The organism is Kribbella solani, from assembly GCF_014205295.1.
Classification (GTDB): Bacteria; Actinomycetota; Actinomycetes; order Propionibacteriales; family Kribbellaceae; genus Kribbella; species Kribbella solani.
This window is the reverse complement of record NZ_JACHNF010000001.1, coordinates 7,473,387-7,495,588: the sequence shown is the minus strand read 5'-3', so window position 1 is coordinate 7,495,588 and position 22,202 is coordinate 7,473,387. Positions and strand designations below refer to the sequence as shown.

The window sequence follows — 22,202 nt, the reverse complement described above, 5'->3', positions numbered from 1 at the left end:
CGCGGACCCTATTCGGGTTCCGCGGCCTTGGAGGTGCCGGCTCTGACGCTTGTCAGACCGGTGGACTCCATGCTCGAGAACCCGAACCGCCGTACTTCACATCGCCGACAGCTCCGCCCTTGATCTGGACAGCGCCGGAAGCCATGAGCACAACGGTCGCGACGTGCAGGCGCGGCGAGGCACCCTGAATCTGGGCGCACGGCAGCGCGGCAGCGTCGCTGAACGGCTTCTTAACCGTGTTGGTGATCATTTCCAAGGCACCTCCTCTCGTTGTGGCGAAGCGGGCGGTAAGCTCGATCGCTATGGTGGTTTGAAGTTTTCGGCCAGGATTCGACCGCAGAAAGAACAGTACGCTGTCCGCGCCGGAGCCCGCAAACTATTTAACGCCAGTTCGCGAAGTTGGCCGGAAGTTGCCGCCACCGCGGCCGGATCTCGCTGTTGCGACCCGTTCGCATCACATCGTGGACGTCTCCGGCACGCTCCGGGACGCCATCCGCACGCTCCGGGATCGTTGCCTGTGTCACCTAACTGCCACGTCTGCCAGCAGCAGAACACGGCCTGTCCTCAAGGGTGCGCCGCGGAGTACGTGCCTGGCAAGGCAATTCCGCCGCGGCACGGCCGGCCGGCGCCCGGACGTGAAAGGTCAGCGGGTACAGAGGTTCAGGATGTGCTCGCCGTACTTGGCCAGCTTGGTGTGCCCGATCCCCGGGATCTGCCGGAGCGCCTGCGGATCACTCGGCCGGGTCTCGGCGATCGCGGTCAGCGTCGCGTCGGTCAGGATCACGAACGCCGGCATCCGCTCCGACTCCGCCTGCTCGGTCCGCCACTCGATCAGCGCCTCGTACAGCTTCTGGTCGATCGTCGAGGGGCAGCTCTCGCACCGGCCGAGCTTGCGCGCGCCCGGGTCCAGCAGGCCGCGGCCGCAGACCCGGCACTTCGGGATCGGCCGGCCGGACCGGCTCGAGCTCGCCGGGCGCTCCCAGTTCACCGGGGCCGACGGTTTCCACTCGGAGCGTGCGGTACGGACGCCGATCGGATCCAGGAACCGGGTAGGTCCACGCTGGCCACGCCCTCCCGGTGAACGCGAGGTGGACCAGCTGACGAACAGTTGCTGCTTCGCCCGCGTCACGCCCACATAGAACAGCCGTCGCTCCTCCTCCACCTGCGACGGGGTCTGGGCGTAGCTGATCGGCAGCGTGCCCTCGTGGGCGCCGACAATGAAGACGCACTCCCACTCCAGCCCCTTGGCGGCGTGCAGTGTCGCCAGCGTGACCCCCTCGGCCAACGGCGCGTGCTGGATCGACGCACGCCGGTCCAGCTCGGTCATCAGCTCGGCCAGGCCGGCCGACGGGTGCTCCGCGGCGAAATCGCCAGTCATGGTCACGAGCGCGCTCAACGACTCCCAGCGGTCCCGGACCGCACCGGTCCCGGTCGGCGGCTCCGGCGTCCACCCAGCTCCACCGAGCACTCCGGTGACGGTGGTGACGAGCTCGTCCGAGAGGTCACCGGCCTTCGCCTGGCCACGGAGCAGCAGGGCTGCCTGCCGGATCTCGGCCCGCTCGAAAAAGCGCTCCGCGCCCTTCAGTACGGTCGGGATCTTCCGCTCGGCGAGCGCCTGCTCGAAGTTCTCCGACTGGGCGTTGGTCCGGAACAGTACGGCGATGTCGCGTAGGGCAACGCCCTCGTCCTGCAACTTCACCACCGCCCGCGCCACCGCGTCCGCTTCCGCGACCTCATCGGAGTACTCGCGATAGACCGGCGCCGGGCCGGCCTCCTTCTGCGAGCGCAAGGTGACGCGCCCAGGCAGACCGTTCGGGCCGGCCGCGTCGAGGATCTTGTTCGCGACCTCGACGATCTGGGGCGTCGACCGGTAGTCGCGGACCAGTTTGATCACGCTGGCGGACGGGTGCCGGGCGGCGAACCGGACCAGGTTCTCCGGCTCGGCGCCGGCCCAGGAGTAGATGGTCTGCGCCGGATCGCCGACCACGCAGACGTCCTCGCGGCCGCCCAGCCACAGGTCGAGCAGGCTCTGCTGCAGCGGCGAGACGTCCTGGTACTCGTCCACGACGAAGGTCCGGTACTGCCGGCGGATCTCCGCGGCGACCCGCTCGTCCTCGGCCAGCAGCGCGACAGCGCAGAGCAGCACGTCCTCCAGGTCGATCCGCCCGCGCTCCAGCTTCACGTCCTCGTAGGCGGCGAAGATCCGGGCGATCGTGGCCGGGTCGAAGGCCGCGAGCGTACGGCCCGCCTTCGGCGCCAGCCGGGCGTAGTCGTCCGGCCGGACGTTGCTCACCTTCGCCCACTCGACCTCACCGGCGAGGTCGCGCAGGGCGGGGGTGTCCACCCGGACCCGGCAGCGCGAGGCCGCCTCGGTGAGCAGCGGGAACTTCCGGTCCACGATCGGCGGCAGCTCCCCGCCGTACACCTTCGGCCAGAAGAAGCGGGCCTGGCGCAGCGCGGCCGAGTGGAACGTCCGTGCCTGCACGCCCTGGACGCCGAGCTGGGCCAGCCGCCCGCGCATCTCGCCGGCCGCCCGCTGGGTGAACGTCACCGCGAGCACCCGGACCGGGTCGAACGTCCCGATCCGCACGCCGTACGCGATCCGGTGGGTGATCGCCCGGGTCTTCCCGGTGCCCGCTCCGGCCAGCACCGCGACCGCGCCCTGCAAGGTGGTCGCGACCTCCCGCTGCTCCGGGTCGAGGGCATCCAGGAGCTCCTCCGCGGAGGCGGATCGTGTGAACTCGCTCACGGGCTGGGACATGCGGGAACAGCACCACCTGCATCATGGTTCGAATACGTCGAGGGCAACCCTAGACGGGACGCCCGACAGTTTTCCCCTCCCACTCCCCCAGGAGTCCGCCGATGTCAGCTTTCACCATGTACTCGACCCCGTGGTGCGGCTACTGCCACCGCCTCAAGGGCCAGCTCAAGCGGGCCGGCATCGAGTTCACCGAGATCGACATCGAGCAGGTTCCGGACGCGGCCACGCTGGTCGAGAAGATCAACAACGGCAACCAGACGGTGCCGACGGTGGTCTTCCCGGACGGCACCGCGATGACCAACCCGTCGCTGGCGCAGGTCGCGGAGAAGCTCGCGGCGTAACTACCCGGCTCAGGTCATGCGACCTGAGTTATGGACTTACGGTCATGACCGTTATACCTTGCGATGAAACTTACGTCGCAGGGAGTCCGCCATGTTCTCGCGCCGTTCTTTCCGTCGTTTCCTGATCACGTTCGCCGTCGCGGCCGGCCTGCTCGCGACGGGTGGGCCATCCGCCGGCGCCGCTCCGCCCAGCGCCGGTCCACCGAATCCTCCCGGCCACGAGCGGCCGGATCCGTTCCCTTCCGAGAACTGGCCGCTCGGTCCACCGGCCCGGCCGCTCGGCCCGGCCGACGAGGTCATCAAGGACCTCGGCTCACCGGTCAGCTCGCTGACCATCATGGAGGGCGCGGTCGGGCGTACGCCGGACGGCCGCGACGTCGTGTACGCCGTGCCGGCCGGCGAGAACGCCCGTTTGAACGTTGTAGACCTGCACAGCCGGCAACTGCTCAACACAGTCGCACTGCCAGGCGCCGCCGGTGCATGGGCGATCGTCGTCGTGCCGAACGGCGACGTGTACCTCGGCACGTACTCCAACGCGCACCTGTACCGCTACAGCCCGGGCACCGGCACGCTGACCGACCTGGGCCAGCCGATCCCCGGCCAGTCGGTCATCTACGGCCTGACGGCCGACCCGGACGGCAACGTGTACGCCGGGACGTATCCGAACGCCCACGCGTTCAAGTACGACACGTCGAACGGACAGGTCACCGACTACGGCTCACTGGACCCGGTGCAGCAGTACGCGCGCTCCACCGTCTACGACCCCGATCACCGCAAGCTGTTCGTCGGAGTCTCCACTCCGAACGCCCGGCTGCTCCGGATCGACGTGGACACCAAAGTGGTCGAAGACATCACTCCTCCGGGTACGACGGCCAAGGACTTCATCGACCTGGACTACGCGGGCGGCAAGGTGTTCGCGAACGCCAGTAGCCGACTGGTGGTTGTCGATGCAGTCACCGGTGAGCAGATCAAGTACACCGATGCCACGACCGGCCAGCAGGTGATGGACTACCCGATCGCCGCGCGCGGTGTCTCCGCGGCCGGTCCCGGTGGCGTGTACTTCACCAACAACACCCTGGCCCTCATTCACTACGACCTGGCAACCAACACGGTCGGCCCGGTCTCACCGCCACGCACGCTGTCCCGTGGCGCATCCATCGGCTACGGCTGGGTGACAGAGAATGGCGTACCCGTGCTGTACGGCCTAGCGGGCAACTACTCCGGTGGCACGTTCCGGTACAACCCACAGGACGGGACCCTCGCCCAGTGGAGTTCACCGTTCCAGTACGTGCCGTCGCCGCTGATGCATGCACTGGCTGATCCCAGTACCGGCAAGGTGTTCGTCAACGTCTACCTGAACGGCACAACGGCAATCTACGACCCTGCTACTGGCAAGAGCACCACAACCACCCGGCAAGGACAGGTGGAGGGCTGGGCGTGGGACGGTACGGGCAAGATGTACGTCGGCATCTATCCGTACGGCAGGCTGTCGCTCTGGGATCCGAAAGCTCCGGAGAGCCCGATCAACCCGAAGGAACTGTTCAGTCTGGTCGACAGTGACCACCAGAACAGGCCGGTCGCGGTAGTCCCCGCAGGTAATCGCGTCTACGTCGGCACTACCCCGTCGTACGGCGAGTACGGCGGCGCACTGACCGTGTACGACGTACCGACGGGCAGCCACACAGTGTACCGCAACCTGGTGACTGACCAGACCATCGCGTCCGTCTTGCCGACTGGCAACACGGTCTGGGCCGGGTCCAGCATCGAAGGTGGTCAGGGCACCGATCCGAAGGCCACTGAGGCACACCTGATCAACGTGGACCCATCCACCGGCCAGGTCCTCACCGACGTAGTACCAGTTCCTGGTGCGGCCAGTATCAACGAGTTGACCACCGGACCGGACGGCAACATCTGGGGTCTGGCCGACGGCATCGTCTTCGTGGCCGACCCGGCGACAGGCGACGTACTACGCCTGCTGCCCGTGTTCAGCGGAGCCACCGGCGCGCAGGACGGTGCACTGTCCTGGCGCGACGGCTACCTGTACGGAGTGGCCGGTGGGCGGCTGTTCGTTGTGGACAGCCTCAGCGGCCACACCACCGTACTGAGGAGCCGCGGTCTCAACCGGCTCACTCAGACACCGGACGGTACGTACTACATGCTGCTCCGCCCGGACGGTTACGTGAACCCGACCAATCTGGCCTCGTACACGGCACCGGTCGACCCATGTCCGCAGTCTGATGTCCGCACGACGGTCTGGACGGGCAACATCGACAGCCATGTCTCGAACCGCTTCCTGAGCTACGGCTGCACACTGACCGACGTACTACCGGACGCGAAGGCGGACTGGCCGAGCCACGGCGCCTATGTGGTCGCAGTAGACCGCAAGCTCCGGCAGCTCGAATCTGCTGGCTCGGTGGAACGCTGGGAGGGCGTACTGATCAGAGTCGCCGCGGCCCGATCGAACGTGGGCAGGTGATCACCAGCTGCCGGTGAGGCTGTCGCCGTACCAGCCCTCGATCAGACAGCGGGAAATGGAGATCGCACCCGGGAGCGCCATCGTGCCGGCTTCGACCAGCACACGGAGGTCCTCCCGGGTGAACCACTTCGCCTCGGAGATCTCGTCCTCGTCCACCTCGATGTCGAAGCCGGTCGCCTTCGCGTAGAAGCCGAGCATCAGGCTCGCGGGCAGTGGCCACGGCTGGCTGCCCGCGTACTCGATGTCCGCGCCGACGATCACCCCGGTCTCCTCCAGCACCTCCCGGCGGACGGTGGCCTCCAGCGACTCGCCCGGCTCGACGAAGCCGGCCAGCGTGGAGTACCGGCCCTCCGGCCACGCCGCGTTGCGCCCCAGCAGTGCCCGGTCCTGGTCGTCGGTGACAAGCACGATGATCGCCGGATCACTGCGCGGGAAGTGCGACACCCCGCACGCGGGGCATCGCCGTACGTGCCCGGCGTCCACTACCTCGGTGTGCTCACCGCAGTTCGCACAGTGGGTGTGTACCGCGTGCCAGTTGGCCAGTCCGACCACATGGGCCGCGATACCGGCCTCTCTGTCGTCCAGTACGGCGCCTAGCTCGCGCAGGCCGCCGTACGACTCATCAGCCTCGCCATCGACCAGGACGGCGAACACGGCCCGGCCGTCAGCAGTCATGCCGGCACCGGACTCCCGGTCGATGCCCAGGAAGACCCGCATGCCGTCCGGCGCCTCAGCAGGCGGCAGGAACCGCAGTGTGGTGCGGTCGTCGACCACCTGCACCTGGTCACCGGCTACCAGGACCACCTGCGTGTCTGACGCGGCCCAGGCCTTGTCCAGCCAGTCGTCGTCACGTCTACGGTCACCCGCCCGGTCCAGTACGGGCCGGGACAGCGCTAGCGAACCAGGTGCGATGGAGTAGGCCACGTGCCTCAACATATCCCGCCTCCGTGAGAGCATCCCGGCATGAGTATTCACATCGCCGCCGAGAAGGGGCAGATCGCACCGCGCGTACTGTTCCCCGGTGACCCGCTGCGGGCCAAGTGGATCGCGGAGACGTACCTGTCCGACGTGATCTGCTATACCGAGATCCGGAACATGTTCGGTTTCACCGGCACCTACAAGGGTGAACGGATCTCCGTGCAGGGCTCCGGCATGGGTCAGCCGTCCGCGTCCATCTACGCGAACGAGCTGTTCGCGGAGTACGACGTCCAGACCCTGATCCGGGTCGGAACCTGTGGCGCGCTGACCGAGGCGGTCCGGGTCCGGGACGTGATCGTGGCGATGTCCGCGAGCACCGACTCGCAGATGAACCAGCTGCGCTTCCACGGCATCGACTACGCGCCGACCGCCGACTACAAGCTGCTCCGCGCGGCCGTGGACGCGGCCGAGGCGGCCGGGCTGAACGTACACGTCGGCCAGGTGTTCTCCGGTGACCTGTTCTACAACGACCGGGCCGACCTGGTCTCCCGGACTGCCGAGTACGGCGTGCTGGGGATCGAGATGGAGGCGGCGGCGATCTACACGCTGGCCGCGAAGTTCGGCCGCCGGGCGCTCGGCATCATGACGGTGTCGGACCACCTGATCACCAAGGAGGAGACCAGCGCCGAGGAGCGTCAGACCACCTTCTCCGAGATGATCACCATCGCTCTGGACGCCGCGATCGAGGTGCCGGTCTGAACCGCCGGTACGGCGCGGTCGTCCTGATCTGCGCCACTGTCATCACCGGTACGGCGGCCTGCTCCGGCAAGTCCTCCGACGACAAGCCGGCGGCCTCCGGCAACTCCAGTAGCTCCAGCAGCGCTGGTACACCACAGGCGAGCAGCAGCTCGTCCGGTCCGGAGGAGACGCTGCCGGACCTGACCACCGCACAGGTCGTCACCGCACTCACCGGTAAGAGCTACAAGTGCAGCACCGACGAGGCGTACGAGACGTGCAGCCAAGGCACCACGTCGGTGCAGGCACTGATCGGCAGCCAGCCGCGGCCGGCGGTGCTGTCCTTGCAGGCAACCGGCGTAGCAGCCGAGGCGACGACCAAGCTGACCGAGTTCGCCCCGGACGCGCTTGAACTGGCGCATGTGAACCCACGCGGCCAGATTGTCGACTGGCTGAAGCAGCAACAGGGCAAGGCGTCCGGTACGACCACGGCGGGCAACTGGACCGTCGAGTTCTCCACTGAGGTGGACTCCGAGCAGCCGGGAGCGATCCTCACGCTCACCGACAAGCTCTGCAAGGTCAACTGCGGAGCGGAATGACTCCAGGCTCCTGAGCGCCGGCCTGCAGCGACCGGTGCTCAGGAGCCGCTACGCCGTGACCAGCTTGGGCAGTACCTGGGTGATCCGGTCGGCCAGCCGGCCCGGGACCGCGTCCGGGTTCGCCGAGTAGCCGACCACTGCCTGCTCGAACAGCCCGTCGACCAATGCGTACGCCGTTGGCGCGTCGACGGCCGGTGTGCTTCCGGTCAGCTCCGCGTACCTGGTCAGTAGCCGCCAGATCATCTCTTCGAGCAGCTTGTCGATCATTTCGACGTCCGGGCGGAGCTGCTCCTCGAACATGCTCTGCGCCCGCAGGTCGTACCAGAGCTTGTGCATCGGGGTTTCCTCGACCAGCGTCTGCGTCATCTTCGCCAGGAACCCGGTGGACAGCTCGTCCGCCGACACCGCGGTCTCGACCACCTCGTCGTACCGGCGGGCGCACTTGGTCTTGTAGTACCGCACGCAGTAGCTGATCAGGTCGATCTTGTCGCGGAAGTAGTAGTGCACGACCCCGTGGGTGAACTCGGAGTTGTTGGCGATCTCGCGCAGGCTGGTCCGCGCGTAGCCGAGCTCGCCGAGCGTCTTCAGCGCCGACTCGGCCAGTGCCACCCGGCGGCGCTCGATCTTGTCGATCCCGGACACCCGGGCGGGGCGGTCCGGTTCGGCCGCGGTCGCAGATGCCACCGTCACGCACCCACCTTCCTGATCGCCGGTTGCGTCAGAGTACCCCGCCGCGGGCCGTCATGTTCCAGCCGTCCGGCGTTTTCTTGACAACTGTCAAACAAAGTCTTGACGAGTGTCAAAGGAATGGCCAGAGTGTGAAACACCCCACGGGGGTCCGGTCAGCAAAGGAGCTACAGATGGGTTCACTCGATCTCTCCGGCCGCAAGGCCCTCGTCACCGGCGGCGCGCAGGGGCTCGGCGAGGGCATGGCGAAAGCCCTCGCGGCGGCCGGCGCCAAAGTGGTGATCAGCGACATCCAGAAGGACGCCGGCGCCGCGGTCGCCGACGCGCTCGACCAGGAGTACGGCGCCGGCAACGGGTTCGTCGCCCACGACATCACCGACGACGGCGACTGGGAGAACGCGGTGGTCGCCGCCAACGACATCCTCGGCGGGCTGGACATCCTGGTGAACAACGCGGGGGTGGAGATCACCAGCCTGCTCACCGAGGTCACCGCCGACGAGATCCGGAAGATGCTCGAGGTGAACGTGCTCGGCACCACCCTCGGCGTCAAGTGGGGCCTGCGGACGATGCGCCCGGACGGCCTGGCCGGTCAGGGCGGCGCGATCATCAACGTCGCCTCGGTCGCGGCCACCATCGCCTTCCCCGGGATCGCCGTGTACTCCGCGACCAAGTCCGCCGTCGACCGCCTCACCCGCGTGGCCGCGATGGAATCCGGCAAGCTCGGCTACGGCGTCCGCGTCAACTGCATCTACCCCGGCCTGGTCCCGACCGCGATGGGCGCCGGCCTGGCCAACGACGTAGCCCAGCTAGGCCTCTTCGAGTCACCCGACGCAGCCGTCGCCGCAGTCATCGGCCTAACCCCCGCCGGCCGCCTCGGCGACGTAACCGACATGGCCGACGCAGTCGTCTTCCTGGCCTCGAACGAGTCCCGCTTCATCACCGGAATAGGCCTGCCCGTCGACGGCGGAATGGGGATGTGACATGAGCACAAAGCCAGTAGTCGTGTACGGCGCTTCTGGGTATACCGGGCGTTTGGTTTGTGAGTACTTGCGGCATTATCGCGTGCCGTTCGTTGCTGCTGGGCGTAGCGAGGAGAAGCTCAAGGACTCGATGGAGTCGAGTGTTCCTGGGATTGAGACGGCTGACTACGAGGTCACCGCGGTTGAGCATGATGTCGCGGCGTTGACCGAGTTGTTCACGGGCGCGGCTGTCGTACTCAACACGGTTGGACCGTTCAGCGAGCTTGGGCCGGCGGCGGTGGAGGCGGCGCTGGCGGCGGGTGCGCACTACACCGACACCACGGGTGAGCAGGACTGGCTGATCACCTGCGACGAGAAGTACGGCGCTCAGTTCGCGGAGGCTGGGTTGCTGTTGTCGCCTGGTATCGCGCAGATGTACACCACTGGTGAGATCGCGGCGCAGCTGTGTCTGGAAGAGCCTGGCCTGGACACACTGGACATTGCGGTGTTCTGGGGCGGCAGTCCGACCATCGCCTCGACTCGTACGATCCTGGTGAATGCAGCGACGTCCAAAGCGCACTTCCTGGATCAGAACGAGTACGTGGAGTTCCCAGAGCAAGGTCTCGTGCCACTGGTAGTGCCAGGACAGCATGAGCTGGCACTGTCACTGCCCTGGGGCGGCACGTCTCACCCGGTCTGGTTCAAACGCGACCCCCGAGTGGCCAACTGCAAGGCACAGGGCGGTGTGTTCAATGCAGCGCTCATGCACGGCGTACCGCAGATCGTGGCGGGTGCACTGGAGGCCACGAAGGACATGGCCGCCGACGAGCGCAACGCGGCTCTGACCGAGACAGCACGTCAGGTGATGAACCAGATGCCGCCACGGGAGAACCCACGCGTCAACAAGTCGCTGGACTCGGTACACGCGTCCGGACCGCTCGGCCGGGCGCACTGTGTCATTCACGGCAACAGCAACTACCAGCAGACCGGCCTGCTCCAGGCGTACGCGGCGTACTCACTGCTTCAGACACCACCGAAACGAGTCGGCTTCGCCAGCGGTTGCCAGGCGTTCGGGCACCGCGAGTTGCTCGGCGTACTGCGTGGCTTCGGGCTGGTGTCCGAGCCACAGCTGACCGTGCAGCGGTAGGAGCCACCGTGCGACTGGTCGACTACCTCGACAAGGGTGCATCACTCGGCCCGGACGCCGCGTGTCTGACGACGGACGGCGAGACGCTGACGTACGCCGAAGTGCAGCAGCTGTCGTACCGAATCGCCGGTGCGCTGGCAGCAACCGGCGTACGCCCTGGTGGGAAGGTCGCGATCCTGTCCGCGAACGACCCGGTGGCGTTCAGCTGCGTGTTCGGCATCAGCCGGGCCGGTGCGATCTGGTGCCCGATCAACCCACGCAACGAGGCCGCGGAGAACCGTGAACTGCTCGACCAGTTCGACTGTGAAGTACTGATCTACCAGGCGGCGTTCGCGCCGCTGGTGGACCGCATCCGGGACTCGCTGCCGAAGGTACACACGTTCGTGTGCCTCGACGGCGAGCCCAGTAGCTCCGGCCCCAACCCCCACCCTGCTGGCCGGAGAACCGTCGGCTGGGACGCGTTCCGCGGGGGCGCGTCCCAGCCGACACCTGACCTGACCGACCCGGACGACCTGGCGATGATCGTCGGTACCGGCGGCACTACCGGTCGCCCGAAGGGAGTGATGCTCAGCAACAGCAACCTGGAGACGATGACCGCGCTGACCCTGATGGGGTACCCGTTCGGCACCCGGCCGGTCTACCTGGCACTGGCGCCGCTGACTCACGCGGCAGGCGTGCTGTGCTTCCCAGTCCTCGCCTCCGGCGGAGAGATCGTCATCATGCGCTCTCCGGACGTACACACGTTCCTGGAGCTCATACCGCGACACGGCGTGACGCACACGTTCCTACCGCCCACGCTGATCTACATGGTGCTGGCAGCGCCCGAGCTGGACTCCACTGACCTGTCGTCGTTGCGGTGCTTCTGGTACGGCGCCGCGCCGATGTCAGTCGCGCGACTGGAAGAAGCACTGCACCGGATCGGACCGGTGATGGCACAGCTGTTCGGTCAGACCGAGGCACCGATGATGATCTCCGCACTTCCGCCGGCCGCACACTTCGATGCCAGTGGCAACGTCGCATCCGCTCGGCTGTCCTCCGCCGGACGCCCGTCCCCGCTGGTCACGGTGGCGATCATGGGCGCCGACGGCGTACTGCTCCCGCCCGGCGAACGTGGCGAGATCGTCGTCCGCGGTTCGCTGGTGATGCGCGGGTACTACCGCGATCCGGATGCCACCGCGGCCGCGTCGGCGTACGGCTGGCATCACACCGGCGACATCGGCTACCTGGACGACGACAACTACCTGTACATCGTCGACCGGGCAAAGGACATGATCATCACCGGCGGCTTCAACGTGTACTCGACGGAGGTGGAGCAGGCGCTGATGGCCCACGAGGCCGTACGGGACTGTGCGGTGGTCGGTCAGCCGGACGACAAGTGGGGCGAGCGAGTCGTCGCGGTAGTGCAGCTGCAGCCGGGCAGTGTGGTCGAGCCGGACGAGCTGATCGCGTTCACCAAGGCACGGCTCGGCAGTGTGAAGGCGCCCAAGGAGGTGCTCGTCTGGCCCGATCTGCCACGGTCCAAGGTCGGCAAGGTGGTCAAGCCGGAGATCAAGGCCCGACTTGCTGCTCTGCCTTGATCTCACTACGGCTCGTTGCAGCCGCCGTCAGCTGCCGGCTGACGTTGCAGCCGCCGCTAGCTGTTGCTGACGTCGCGGCCGCCGCTAGGTGCTGGCTGAGGTTGCGGCGGCCGTTGTCGACACCATAATGGCCGCGGTGACAGCGGCCTGCATCTCGGTCACTGCCTTCTTGACTGCTTCGGCAGCCCAGTCCGACTCCGCGATCTCCTTCGCACGCCGCTTCAGCGCCTTCTTGTCCACCGCTCCGGTAATAACCTTCGGCACAACGTTCAGTGCACTCAGGAGCGCGATCAGTGCACCAGTACGCTCGTCCGGCGTCGTACCGACCTTCAGCACGTTCTCCAGTTGCGCCCGCACCTCCAGCTCGTGCCGCGCGTCCTTGGCCGGCCAGCGGGTCACCGGGAACAGTCCAAGTACCTTGCCTTGGTCCTGCTCCAGCACGCCGCGCTCCGCGAGCCGTACGAGCAACTGGTCACGCAGGCGCTTGGAGAGCTGACCGATCTGGTCCTTCGGCTTCTTGCCGGGCTTGTTGACGATCAGCGACAACCGCTCGTCCAGGATCGGATCACCGGTGGGCGAGCCGTCCAGCACCTTCAGGCGTCCCGGCTTCTCACCACTGCCGGCAGTGGTGATGTCCAGCTTCCGCTGCACCGTCAGCTCGATCAGTACGGCGCCGGCGAGCGCGTAGTCGAGACCAGGCGACCCTGTGACCGGCTTGCCCGTCTCGTCGTCGTACAGAAGCAGCAGGAGGTCCTCGGCGATCAGCATGTACCCAACGTAGGCAGAACCCGGCACCCGTCACATCCGCCGCGCGGACGATCTCCCGCCTCCGTCTCCAGTCGTGGACCGAGTACCGGCTCCGGATTTAGTTAGGTTAGCCTTACCTGACAGGTTCGCCCACCTCGAAAGCAGAGCAGCCATGACCAGAGCACTGCCCGAGCCGACGTACCGGTGGTTCGCCCCCGGAATCGGCACCCTCGGCCTGCGGCCGTTCGATCTGACGACGGACGTGACCACGCTGCACGGCTGGGTTACCCAGCCGTACGCGCGGTACTGGGGTCTCCTGACCGCCACCGTCGCCGACGTGCACGCGGAGTACCTGCGGATCGAGCGCAGTACGCATCACCACGCCTTCCTCGGCGAGCACAACGGGCGGCCGGCGTTCCTGATGGAGCGCTACGACCCGGCGTACGACGCGGTCGGCCAGGTGTACGACGTGGCGCCGGGCGACGTCGGCATGCATGTACTGGCCGGACCACCGGTGACGCCGATCGCCGGGTTCACCGGAGCCGTCTTCGAGACGATCATGAACAGCCTGTTCGGCGATCCGCTGACCGACCGGATCGTGGTCGAGCCGGACGTCCGCAATCTGAAGATCCAGGCACTGAACGAGCGGATGGGATTCCGCAAGCACAGCATCGTGGACCTGCCGGACAAGCAGGCCTGGCTGAGTTTCTGCACCCGCGACCAGTACGCCGACGCGACCCGGATGGGCGAGGTGGGCTGATGATCGAGCATCTGAACCCGGAAGTCTGGACGGTCGCCAACCAGGCGCTGGTACGGAAGGCGCTGGCCGAGTTCAGCCACGAGCGCATTCTCGAACCAGTTGCTGATGGCAATGGTTATCGGGTTGGCCGGTACCGCTTCGACGCCCGGCGCTATCCGTTGAACCATTGGCAGATCGGCGCCGTGACCCGCGACGACGGTGCGTCGGTGGACGCGCTGGAGTTCATCACCGAGTTTCATGACCAGCTCGGGATCGGCGCCGAGATGCTGCCGGTGTACCTGGAGGAGGTCAGCAGTACGCTCGCCTCCGCCGCGTACAAACTGTCGAAACCTGACCTGACCGCGGCCGAGTTGGTCACGGCGGACTTCCAGACCGTCGAGGCCGCGATGACCGAAGGGCATCCCTGCTTCGTCGCGAACAACGGGCGGCTCGGGTTCGGCGTCGCGGACTACCGGGCGTACGCACCGGAGACCGGCGCGGCGGTCCGGCTGACCTGGATCGCGACCCGGCGGGACCGGACCACGATCTCGCACAGCAGCACTCTTACGTATGAATCGTTGCTGCGGTCGGAGCTCGGCGCTCGGACGCTGGAGCGGTTCGCCGCGGAGATCGTTGCCGTGGGCGCCGACCCGGCGGAGTACGTGTATCTGCCGGTGCATCCGTGGCAGTGGGAGAACAAGACGTCGATCACGTTCGCCGCGGACATCGCCCAGCGGCACATCGTTCTGGTCGGCTCGAGCGATGACGAGTACCAGCCGCAGCAGTCGATCCGGACGTTCTTCAACCGGTCGGACCCGGCGCGCTGCTACGTGAAGACGGCGCTTTCGGTGCTGAACATGGGGTTCATGCGCGGGCTGTCCCCGTCGTACATGGCGGCGACGCCGGCGATCAACGACTGGGTCTACTCGGTGGTCGAGAACGACGTGGTGCTGAAGCGATACGGGTTCTCCGTACTGCGGGAGATCGCGGCGGCCGGGTACCACAACCGGTACTACGAGAACGCCACCGACAAGACGTCGCCGTACCGGAAGATGCTGTCGGCGTTGTGGCGGGAGAGTCCCGTACCGCAACTGGAGTCCGGCGAACGGCTGGCGACGATGGCGTCGCTGCTGCACGTGGATCGGCACGGCGCATCGCTGGCGGCTTCGCTGGTACGGGCGTCCGGGCTGGCGCCGGCCGATTGGCTGCGGGCGTACGTGGACGCCTACCTGATCCCCTTGCTGCACTGCTTCTACGCGTACGAACTGGTGTACATGCCGCACGGCGAGAACCTCATCCTGGTACTGCGGGATGCGATTCCGATCCGCGTGATCATGAAGGACCTGGCCGAGGAGATCGCGGTACTCAGCCCGGCGACCGCACTGCCGGCGGAGGCCGAGCGGGTACGCGCCGAGGTGCCCGACGACGAGAAGCTGCTTTCGATCTTCACCGATGTGTTCGACTGCATCTTCCGGTTCCTGTCACCGCTGCTGGACCAGGAAGGGTTGTTGACGCCGGAGCAGTTCTGGGACGTGGTGAGTACGGCGATCCGCGACTATCAGACCGCGACACCCGAACTGGCGGAGGCGTTCGCGAAGTACGACATCTTCGCGCCGGAGTTCGCATTGTCCTGCCTGAACCGTCTCCAACTACGCAACAACCAGCAAATGGTCGACCTCACCGACGTCGCCGGTTCGCTCCAGTTCGTCGGCACGCTGGAGAACCCGCTGCACTTGGGATAGCGGCCGCGGGTAGGCGGCCTCCGTCCGTTCCGTCCCACCCCACACACGACCCTCAAACGCGCCCTCTACGAACACCACAGAGTCCTGTCCTACTGGATCGTCGACCCGGATCGCGAAATCCACGACAGCCGACTCGACGTCGCACCCGGTCCGGTAGACGTCGTGCCGGCCGAGCTGGCCCGTCAGCCGTTGAGTAGTTGGGTTAGTTCTGGTTTGGCGGGGAGGTTTGGGGGGCGGGTGATTTCGCCGGTGCGGACGTAGTAGAAGGCGGCGGTGATGTTTTCGAGGGGGATGTTGGTGAGTTCGGACCAGGCGACTCGGTAGATGGCGAGTTGGAGGGGGTCGGCGGTTTCGCCGCGGGTGGTTTTCCAGTCGATCACGTCGTAGCCGCGGGAGCCGTCGGGGCGGACGACCTGGTACACGGCGTCGATGCGGCCGCGGATCACCCGGCCGGCCAGGGACAGCGCGAACGGCGCCTCGATCTCGTACGGGGTCGTTTCGCCGAACGGCCCGTCCCGGAACGCGTCCATCAGTTCGGTCAGGTCTCGGTCGTCGACGATGTCCTCGTCCGCGGCGCCGGGCAGATCATCGGGATCGAGCAGCAGCTGCTGACCGAAGTAGCTCTCCACCCACGCGTGGAACCGGGTCCCGAATCGCGCCGCCCGGTTGGGTTTGCGCGGCATCGGCCGGGCCAGCTCGGCGGCCAGACCGTCCGGGTCCTTCGCCAGCCGCATCACCTGGGTCGCGGACAGCGCGGCCGGCAGCGCCACCTCGTACGCCTTCCGGCTCCGGCTTTCCCTTGCCTCAGACAACAATCGTTCCAGCTCGGAGTCCCACCGCGCGACCGTCGCCTGCTCGTCCAGCAGCAGCGAATCCTCCGCCTCGACCGACGGCCCCTCGGCCCGCGCCTGCTGCACGAGCGTGGCCGACTCCAGCCGCCGCCGGTACGAATCGACGTCGTACGGCGTCGGCCACGGCGCCTGTGTCTGCTCGGCGAGCTCGGGGTTCTCCGCGGTCAGCTCCGGCTGTTCGGCCCACTCGATGACCCGCTCACCGGCGTGTTTCTTCAACGTCTCCAGGTACGCGGACGGGCCGCGCGGGCGCTTCTGGGTCGGGCCCCACCAATGCCCGGTCGCGACGAGTAGGTCCTTCGCCCGGGTGAACGCGACATACCCGAGCCGCCGCTCCTCCAGCGCGTTCACGTCCTTGCACTCGTCGGCGAACGCCTTCAGCCCGGCGTTCGTCAGGTCGTGAATGTCCGGCAACGTGTCCGCGTCACCGCGCAGCGGCCACGGCAGCACCTTGGCGTTGGTGGTCCACTTGTCCCGCCCCCGATCGGACGGAAACACCTTCGACACCAGCGTCGGCACGAAAACAACCGGCCACTCGAGCCCTTTCGACCGGTGTGTGGTGAGCAGCTTCACCGAGTCCGCCTCGCTCGGCACGGCAAGATCAAGCCCGGCCGCGTACTCCTCCTCGGCAGCCAGATACGCCAGCAACCCGTCAAGCGAACCATCCGACTCGGTCGACACGAAGTTGCCGACGGCATCGAGGAACGCGGCGAGATGATCGCGCCGGCCGGCCTCGACATGGTCCGGGGTCGCGGTCAGCTCGACGTCCAGCCCGATCGTGCTGATCACCCGCCGGACCAGGTCGAGCAGCGGCTCACTGGCATGCCCGCGCAGTTCCCGCAGCTCGACCGACAGTTCCTTGAACCGGACCAGTGCCTCCGGCGCGTACTCCCCCGGCCCGGGGTCGTCGACGGCTTCGGCGAGCGAAATCACCTCGGTCGAGTCCATCCCCGCCACCGCCGCGTCCAGCGCGGCGACCAGGTCGTCGGCGGCCGGGCGCGCGCCGGCGTCGGCGAGCAGCCGGGCCCGGTTCGCCAGCAGCGCGAGGTCACGATGGCCGATCCGGTACCGCGGGCCGGTCAGGATACGCAGCATCGCCGCGTTCGCGGTCAGGTCGTTGACGGCCTGCAGCGTCGCGACCACGTCGACGACTTCCGGCAGCGCGAGCAGACCGCCGAGCCCGACCACCTCGACCGGCACCTTGCGCGCGATCAGCGCTTCGTGCACCGCGCTGAGGTCGACGTTCGTACGCATCAGGATGCCGATGTCCTTCCACCGGCGGTTCCGGGTGCGGTGCGCGGCGACGATCGCGTCGGCGACCCACTCGATCTCCTGCGATCGCGTCTCGAACAGCCCGACCGTGATCGCTCCCTCGGGCGCGTTCTCCGGCGCCTCCAGCGGAATCACGCCGGGATGCTGCTCGTACAACTCGGCCGCGTGCTGGTTCGCCGCGGCCAGGATTCGGCTGCCGCAACGCCGGTTCACGCTCAGTACATACCGCTGCGCCGGCCGCCCGTCCGCCTGGGGAAAATGCTCCGGGAACTCGTCCAGGTTCGCGACCGAGGCGCCGCGCCAGCCGTAGATCGCCTGGCAGGGATCGCCGACCGCCGTGACCGGGTGCCCGCGACCGTGCGCGACGTCCGGCCCCGCGAACAGCGCGGTCAGCATCCGCCGTTGCGACACCGAGGTGTCCTGGTACTCGTCGAGCAGCACGACCCTGTACCGCGCTCGCTCCACGCCCGCGACCTCGGGACACTCCTCCGCGAGCCGCGCGCCGAGCGCCATCTGGTCAGCGAAGTCGACCACCCCACGATCACCCTTGTACGCCTGGTACTCCTCGACCAGCTGCAGGATCTCGCCCCGCTTCAGCGCGGTCTCGGCGAGCTTGCGTACCTCGACCGTTTGTTTGCGTGCCGCCGCGACCTCCTGGCGTACGGCGTCATCGTGCTCCCGGATATCGTCCGGCCGGAGCAGATGGTCCGCGAGCTCGCCGTCGAGTGACAGCAGACTGTTGACCAGGGTGGGTACGTGATGGGACGCGAATCGGATCGGCCCAGCGGATCGTCGGACCACCCGCCCGGCGAGCTGGAACCGGGTCGCGTCGGCAAGGACACGCGAGTCCGGTTCGAGGCCGAGCCGCAGGCCGTGTTCGGCGATCAGCGTGCCGGCGAACGCGTGGTACGTGGACACGACCGGCTCGCCCGGTTCTTCGGGCTCCCAGTTCGGGATGTTGCTGCGCAGGTGCGCGGCGAGGATCGGGTTCTGGTCCGGTGGCAGCGTCGATCCGAGCACGCCGGCCTTGGTCAGATCTTCGCGGATCCGAACGTCGAGCTCGTTCGCCGCCTTCTTCGTGAAGGTCAGCCCGAGCACCTCTTCCGGCTTCACCTGCCCGGTGCAGATCAGCCACACCACCCGCGCCGCCATCGCGGTCGTCTTCCCCGACCCGGCGCCGGCGACGATCACACCGGGCGCGAGCGGCGCGGTGATGGCGGCCAACTGCTGATCACTGAACGGAATGCCGAGCAGGTCACACAGGTCGGCCGTCGTCCGCAGCTGTACGGCAGGCATCAGACGATCTCCCGGCCTTCGGGCTGAATGGGGCAGAGCGCACGCGCTTCGCAACGACTGCAGCCGTCGTTGCGCTGGGCGGTGAGGTTCTCGGTACGGATCATCGTTTCGGCATCGTCGACAGCGTCGTCCAGCCAGGTGCGGCCGTCCTCGTCGGCCTCCGGCGGGCCTTGGTGCTGGACCTTCGGGAAACCGCCGTTGTCGTCGTGCCGGAGCTGGACCAGCTCGGCACCACCCGCGGTCGCCTCCTCGCCGAGCTTCTTCAGCTGACGGGAGTTGATCGCGCGCTGGTAGATCGCGAGCTGAACGTGCCGCGCCAGCGCCGGCTTGGTCGGGATCGTCCGCCCGGTCTTCAGGTCGACGACCCGGATCGTCCCTTCCGGGTCCTGCTCGACCCGGTCCATCCGGCCCTTGACCCGGACCGCGGGATTCTCCTCGTCCGGCAGCAGCACGTCGAAGTCGACCTCGCTGCCCACCAGCTTCCGGTCCGGGCGCCCTTGGTGCCAGGCGACGAACCGCCGCAGCGCCTGCTCCGCCTCGCCACGCTCCCGGTCCGAGATCCACGCCGACTCGAACTCGAGCTGCGTCCACACCTTGTCCAGCCAGCCGTTCAGCTCGTCGACCGACGGCGGCAGTGTCCCGGTCGCGACCGCGTCGGCCAGCGTGTGCAGCACCATCCCGAAACCGATCGCCGACGTACTCGGTGTCTCGCCGCCGGCCCGCCTGGTCAGGAACCATCGCAGCGGACAGTCCACGATCGTCGTCAGCGCGCTTCCCGACAACGGCACCGGCAGCTCCGGGTCCGCGATCGGCCGCACCGACTGGGTTCGTTCCCGTACGCCCCACCAGCGCGAGGGATCAGCCGTCGGCACCAGCGCCTGGTCACGGTCGTCGACCGCATCCGCCAGCGCGGCCAGCCGATCCGCCGCGACGCGCTTCAACGCCGGCGACGAAGCCGGATCCGCGAGTACGCAACGCAGGTCCGCGACCAGGCCGGGCAGCGACAACGGCCGTCGCGGTCTTCCGGCGACCAGTTTCAAAGGAATGTCCAGCTCGGCAAGGAATCGGGACGGTTGGTCGCCATCGGCTTCGGGCGCCTGCACCGCCGTCACGATCAACCGCTCCCGGGCGCGGGTGATCGCGACGTAGAACAGCCGTCTCTCCTCGGCCAGTAGCGCGCCGGCCGACAACGGATCGATCAGCCCGTCCGTACCCAACCGGTCCGGCTCCAGCAGTGAACCGCGGCGCCGCAGGTCGGGCCACTGACCTTCCTGGACCGACGCCACCACGACGAGTCGCCACTGCAGGCCCTTCGACCGGTGCGCGGTCATCAGCTGCACGCCGGCCTCGCGGTACGTACCGTCGAACCGGTTGTCCGCCGCGATGTCCAGCGACTCCAGCTCGGCCAGGAACGCCGACACGCCCTTGAACCCGACCTGCTCCTCGGCCCGCCCGGCCGCGTCGAACAGTGCGCACAACGAGTCGAGGTCCCGGTTCGCGGCGCGGGCCGGCTCGCCGCCGGAGTGCGCCTGGCCGCGCAACCGCCGCAACCACGGCGACTCCGCCCAGAGCGACCACATCACCTCGTCCGGCGCCGCGCCCGCGGTCACGATGTTCCTTGCCTTGAGCAACCGTTCGCCGAGCGCGGCGAACCGTGCCTCGGCCGGCGATGCCTCCTCGTCGAGGAGCAAGGGATTCAGCAGCGCTTCACGCAGCAGCTCGTCCGACGACCGGGGCAACCGCTGGCCGCCTGCCGCATCCCGATCGCGTCGCCGCAGCACACGCGCGAGCCGGCGCAGCTGCCCCGCGTCCATCGCACCCAACGGCGACAACGCCAAGGCGCGTACGACCTCAACCGTCAGCGTTTCCGGATCGGCGACCGCGCGCAACGCCAGCAACATCGGGCGTACGGCCGGCTCACGTGACAGGGGCAACTCGTCGCCCGCGACATCCACCGGGATACCGGCCGCGGCCAGCGCCCGGCGCAGGGGTGGGATCGATCGGCTGCCGGAACGGACCAGCACGGCCATCTCGTGCCACCCGACGCCGTCCTGGACGTGCGCGCGCCGGAGCAGGTCGGCGATGTGTTCCAGCTCGGCGCCACTGGTCGAGTACAGGTTCGCTTCGACTTTTCCGGGGCCGTACACGCAGCTCGAGGCGTCCGGGTTCCGGAAGCGGTCGAAGGTGTCGCGGTCCAGCGTGCCCGGCACGCCGAGGCGGTTCACGACGTTGCGGGAGACCCGCTGCAAGGTGGATCCGAAGCGGCGGGTCGTACCCAACGCGATCTGCGCCGCCTCGCCACCGCCGCGCGCCGGGAACTCCTCCGTGAACCGCAGCAGGCCGCGTACGTCGGCGCCACGGAAGGTGTAGATCGCCTGATCCGGATCGCCGACGACCACCAGGTCGCGCCCGTCGCCCGCGATCGCCTGGAGAAGTTTGGTCTGCCCCGGATCGGTGTCCTGGTACTCGTCGACGAACACCGCTTTGAACTCGGCCCGCAGCTTGTCCTGCACCTGGGGCTGCTGGGCGAGGATCACCGCACGGTGGATCAGCTCGGAGTAGTCCAGCACCTGCTCGGCGTCGAGAACCTGCAGGTACTCCTCGAAGAAGTCGCCGACCGCCACCCACTCGGAGCGCTCCGCCGACCTCCCGATCGCGGACAGGTCCTCCGGGTCCAGCCCGAGCTGCCGTGCCTTGCCGATCACCGCCTGGACCTCGTCGGTGAAGCCGCGCGTCTTCAACGCCGGATGCAGACTCGTCGGCCAGCGCACCGCGCCGACCTCGCGGCTGCCCGAGAGTGCCTCGCTCAACCGCAGCGACTGCTCGGGGCCGGAGGGCAGACGCAGTGGTACGTCGAACGCGTCGGCCGGGGTGAAGCGGCGCAGCAACGCGTAACAAAAGGAATGGAAGGTCATGGATGGCATCACCCGGGTCGTCCGCCCGAGCCGGCCGGTGATGCGGTCGCGTAGCTCGGTCGCCGCCTTGCGCCCGAACGTCAGCACGAGCACCTCGTCGGGGCTCAGGCCACGGTTCCGGACGCGGTCGACGACGGCCTCCACCAAGGTCGTCGTCTTACCCGTTCCCGGCCCCGCCAGGACAAGCAGCGGGCCGCCGGGATGATCGACGACGGCCTGCTGATCGGCATCCAGGACAGGGGCCTCCGCGCTGCGCCCTGCTGCCCGGACCAAGCGGTATCGGGAGCCCTGTCTGCTGACCATCGCCCCATCCCAGCAGACGCCACCGACAATCCGCGCGGGGCACCCCGCCCGACCCCGCGATCACCGGAAAACGGACACAAAACAAGGCTTTCAAGCACCACCCGCAACTCACTCACAACCGGCTGTGCACGACCGGG

At 67.8% G+C, this 22,202-nt stretch carries 17 protein-coding genes; 9 read left to right on the top strand and 8 right to left on the bottom strand.

Features of this window, described 5'->3' with window-relative positions; all coding sequences use genetic code 11:
* Positions 1-52 precede the first annotated feature (52 nt).
* On the bottom strand, positions 53-250 hold the full coding sequence (locus HDA44_RS34820; RefSeq protein ID WP_184841855.1) for a hypothetical protein: 198 nt from the start codon (positions 248-250) through the stop codon (positions 53-55).
* 393 nt (positions 251-643) lie between these two features.
* Complete coding sequence (locus HDA44_RS34815; RefSeq protein ID WP_184841853.1) at positions 644-2,761, bottom strand: ATP-dependent DNA helicase UvrD2; 2,118 nt, start codon at positions 2,759-2,761, stop codon at positions 644-646.
* 101 nt (positions 2,762-2,862) lie between these two features.
* Between HDA44_RS34815 and HDA44_RS34810 the strand changes: the two genes are divergently transcribed.
* Both HDA44_RS34810 and HDA44_RS34805 read left to right on the top strand, forming a co-directional pair.
* Entirely contained in the window at positions 2,863-3,102 is a 240-nt protein-coding gene (locus HDA44_RS34810; RefSeq protein WP_184841851.1) for a mycoredoxin, read from the top strand.
* A gap of 91 nt (positions 3,103-3,193) precedes the next feature.
* Entirely contained in the window at positions 3,194-5,578 is a 2,385-nt protein-coding gene (locus HDA44_RS34805) for a hypothetical protein (RefSeq protein WP_238352618.1), read from the top strand.
* Here the strand turns inward: HDA44_RS34805 and nudC are convergent, their stop codons facing one another.
* Entirely contained in the window at positions 5,579-6,502 is a 924-nt protein-coding gene (nudC, locus tag HDA44_RS34800) for an NAD(+) diphosphatase (protein ID WP_337906765.1), read from the bottom strand. It abuts the gene before it with no gap.
* A gap of 39 nt (positions 6,503-6,541) precedes the next feature.
* Between nudC and deoD the strand changes: the two genes are divergently transcribed.
* Complete coding sequence (gene deoD / locus HDA44_RS34795) at positions 6,542-7,255, top strand: purine-nucleoside phosphorylase (RefSeq protein ID WP_184841847.1); 714 nt, start codon at positions 6,542-6,544, stop codon at positions 7,253-7,255.
* Here deoD and HDA44_RS37800 read toward each other — a convergent pair.
* Positions 7,215-7,466: a hypothetical protein gene (locus tag HDA44_RS37800; RefSeq protein ID WP_238352617.1), complete on the bottom strand. Its 252-nt coding sequence runs from the start codon at positions 7,464-7,466 to the stop codon at positions 7,215-7,217. The genes deoD and HDA44_RS37800 overlap by 41 nt on opposite strands.
* A 64-nt stretch (positions 7,467-7,530) precedes the next feature.
* On the opposite strand from HDA44_RS37800, the gene HDA44_RS37795 reads away from it, so the two are divergent.
* Positions 7,531-7,830 (top strand): hypothetical protein, encoded by a 300-nt coding sequence (locus tag HDA44_RS37795; RefSeq protein WP_238352616.1) that lies wholly within the window; start codon positions 7,531-7,533, stop codon positions 7,828-7,830.
* 48 nt (positions 7,831-7,878) lie between these two features.
* Here HDA44_RS37795 and HDA44_RS34785 read toward each other — a convergent pair whose 3' ends face one another.
* Positions 7,879-8,520, bottom strand: coding sequence for a TetR/AcrR family transcriptional regulator (locus tag HDA44_RS34785; protein WP_184841845.1), 642 nt, complete (start codon positions 8,518-8,520; stop codon positions 7,879-7,881).
* A gap of 170 nt (positions 8,521-8,690) precedes the next feature.
* Here HDA44_RS34785 and HDA44_RS34780 point away from each other — a divergent pair, with 170 nt between their 5' ends.
* From HDA44_RS34780 to HDA44_RS34770, 3 genes are read left to right on the top strand one after another with little or no spacing between them, the layout of a single operon-like run.
* Positions 8,691-9,497, top strand: coding sequence for an SDR family NAD(P)-dependent oxidoreductase (locus tag HDA44_RS34780; protein ID WP_184841842.1), 807 nt, complete (start codon positions 8,691-8,693; stop codon positions 9,495-9,497).
* A gap of 1 nt (position 9,498) precedes the next feature.
* On the top strand, positions 9,499-10,623 hold the full coding sequence (locus HDA44_RS34775; RefSeq protein ID WP_184841840.1) for a DUF5938 domain-containing protein: 1,125 nt from the start codon (positions 9,499-9,501) through the stop codon (positions 10,621-10,623).
* A gap of 8 nt (positions 10,624-10,631) precedes the next feature.
* Positions 10,632-12,200: an AMP-binding protein gene (locus tag HDA44_RS34770; protein ID WP_184841839.1), complete on the top strand. Its 1,569-nt coding sequence runs from the start codon at positions 10,632-10,634 to the stop codon at positions 12,198-12,200.
* A gap of 84 nt (positions 12,201-12,284) precedes the next feature.
* Here the strand turns inward: HDA44_RS34770 and HDA44_RS34765 are convergent, their stop codons facing one another.
* On the bottom strand, positions 12,285-12,968 hold the full coding sequence (locus HDA44_RS34765; protein ID WP_184841837.1) for a GOLPH3/VPS74 family protein: 684 nt from the start codon (positions 12,966-12,968) through the stop codon (positions 12,285-12,287).
* Between the two features lie 151 nt (positions 12,969-13,119).
* Between HDA44_RS34765 and HDA44_RS34760 the strand changes: the two genes are divergently transcribed.
* Both HDA44_RS34760 and HDA44_RS34755 read left to right on the top strand, forming a co-directional pair.
* Positions 13,120-13,707, top strand: coding sequence for a GNAT family N-acetyltransferase (locus HDA44_RS34760; RefSeq protein WP_184841835.1), 588 nt, complete (start codon positions 13,120-13,122; stop codon positions 13,705-13,707).
* Positions 13,707-15,428 (top strand): IucA/IucC family protein, encoded by a 1,722-nt coding sequence (locus tag HDA44_RS34755; RefSeq protein ID WP_184841833.1) that lies wholly within the window; start codon positions 13,707-13,709, stop codon positions 15,426-15,428. The genes HDA44_RS34760 and HDA44_RS34755 overlap by 1 nt, the downstream gene beginning before the upstream one ends.
* 182 nt (positions 15,429-15,610) lie before the next feature.
* Here HDA44_RS34755 and HDA44_RS34750 read toward each other — a convergent pair whose 3' ends face one another.
* Positions 15,611-18,847 (bottom strand): ATP-dependent DNA helicase, encoded by a 3,237-nt coding sequence (locus tag HDA44_RS34750; protein ID WP_184841831.1) that lies wholly within the window; start codon positions 18,845-18,847, stop codon positions 15,611-15,613.
* Positions 18,847-22,065: an ATP-dependent helicase gene (locus tag HDA44_RS34745; RefSeq protein ID WP_184841829.1), complete on the bottom strand. Its 3,219-nt coding sequence runs from the start codon at positions 22,063-22,065 to the stop codon at positions 18,847-18,849. Before HDA44_RS34745 ends, HDA44_RS34750 begins: the two co-directional genes overlap by 1 nt.
* Positions 22,066-22,202: the final 137 nt, after the last annotated feature.

Excerpts from the sequence above, each read along its gene's own strand:
- HDA44_RS34820 (WP_184841855.1), bottom strand. The coding sequence starts at position 250 with ATGATCACCAACACGGTTAAGAAGCCGTTCAGCGACGCTGCCGCGCTG.
- HDA44_RS34815 (WP_184841853.1), bottom strand. The coding sequence starts at position 2,761 with ATGTCCCAGCCCGTGAGCGAGTTCACACGATCCGCCTCCGCGGAGGAG.
- HDA44_RS34810 (WP_184841851.1), top strand. The coding sequence starts at position 2,863 with ATGTCAGCTTTCACCATGTACTCGACCCCGTGGTGCGGCTACTGCCAC.
- HDA44_RS34805 (WP_238352618.1), top strand. The coding sequence starts at position 3,194 with ATGTTCTCGCGCCGTTCTTTCCGTCGTTTCCTGATCACGTTCGCCGTC.
- deoD (WP_184841847.1), top strand. The coding sequence starts at position 6,542 with ATGAGTATTCACATCGCCGCCGAGAAGGGGCAGATCGCACCGCGCGTA.
- HDA44_RS34780 (WP_184841842.1), top strand. The coding sequence starts at position 8,691 with ATGGGTTCACTCGATCTCTCCGGCCGCAAGGCCCTCGTCACCGGCGGC.
- HDA44_RS34775 (WP_184841840.1), top strand. The coding sequence starts at position 9,499 with ATGAGCACAAAGCCAGTAGTCGTGTACGGCGCTTCTGGGTATACCGGG.
- HDA44_RS34765 (WP_184841837.1), bottom strand. The coding sequence starts at position 12,968 with ATGCTGATCGCCGAGGACCTCCTGCTGCTTCTGTACGACGACGAGACG.
- HDA44_RS34760 (WP_184841835.1), top strand. The coding sequence starts at position 13,120 with ATGACCAGAGCACTGCCCGAGCCGACGTACCGGTGGTTCGCCCCCGGA.
- HDA44_RS34755 (WP_184841833.1), top strand. The coding sequence starts at position 13,707 with ATGATCGAGCATCTGAACCCGGAAGTCTGGACGGTCGCCAACCAGGCG.
- HDA44_RS34750 (WP_184841831.1), bottom strand. The coding sequence starts at position 18,847 with ATGCCTGCCGTACAGCTGCGGACGACGGCCGACCTGTGTGACCTGCTC.
- HDA44_RS34745 (WP_184841829.1), bottom strand. The coding sequence starts at position 22,065 with ATGGTCAGCAGACAGGGCTCCCGATACCGCTTGGTCCGGGCAGCAGGG.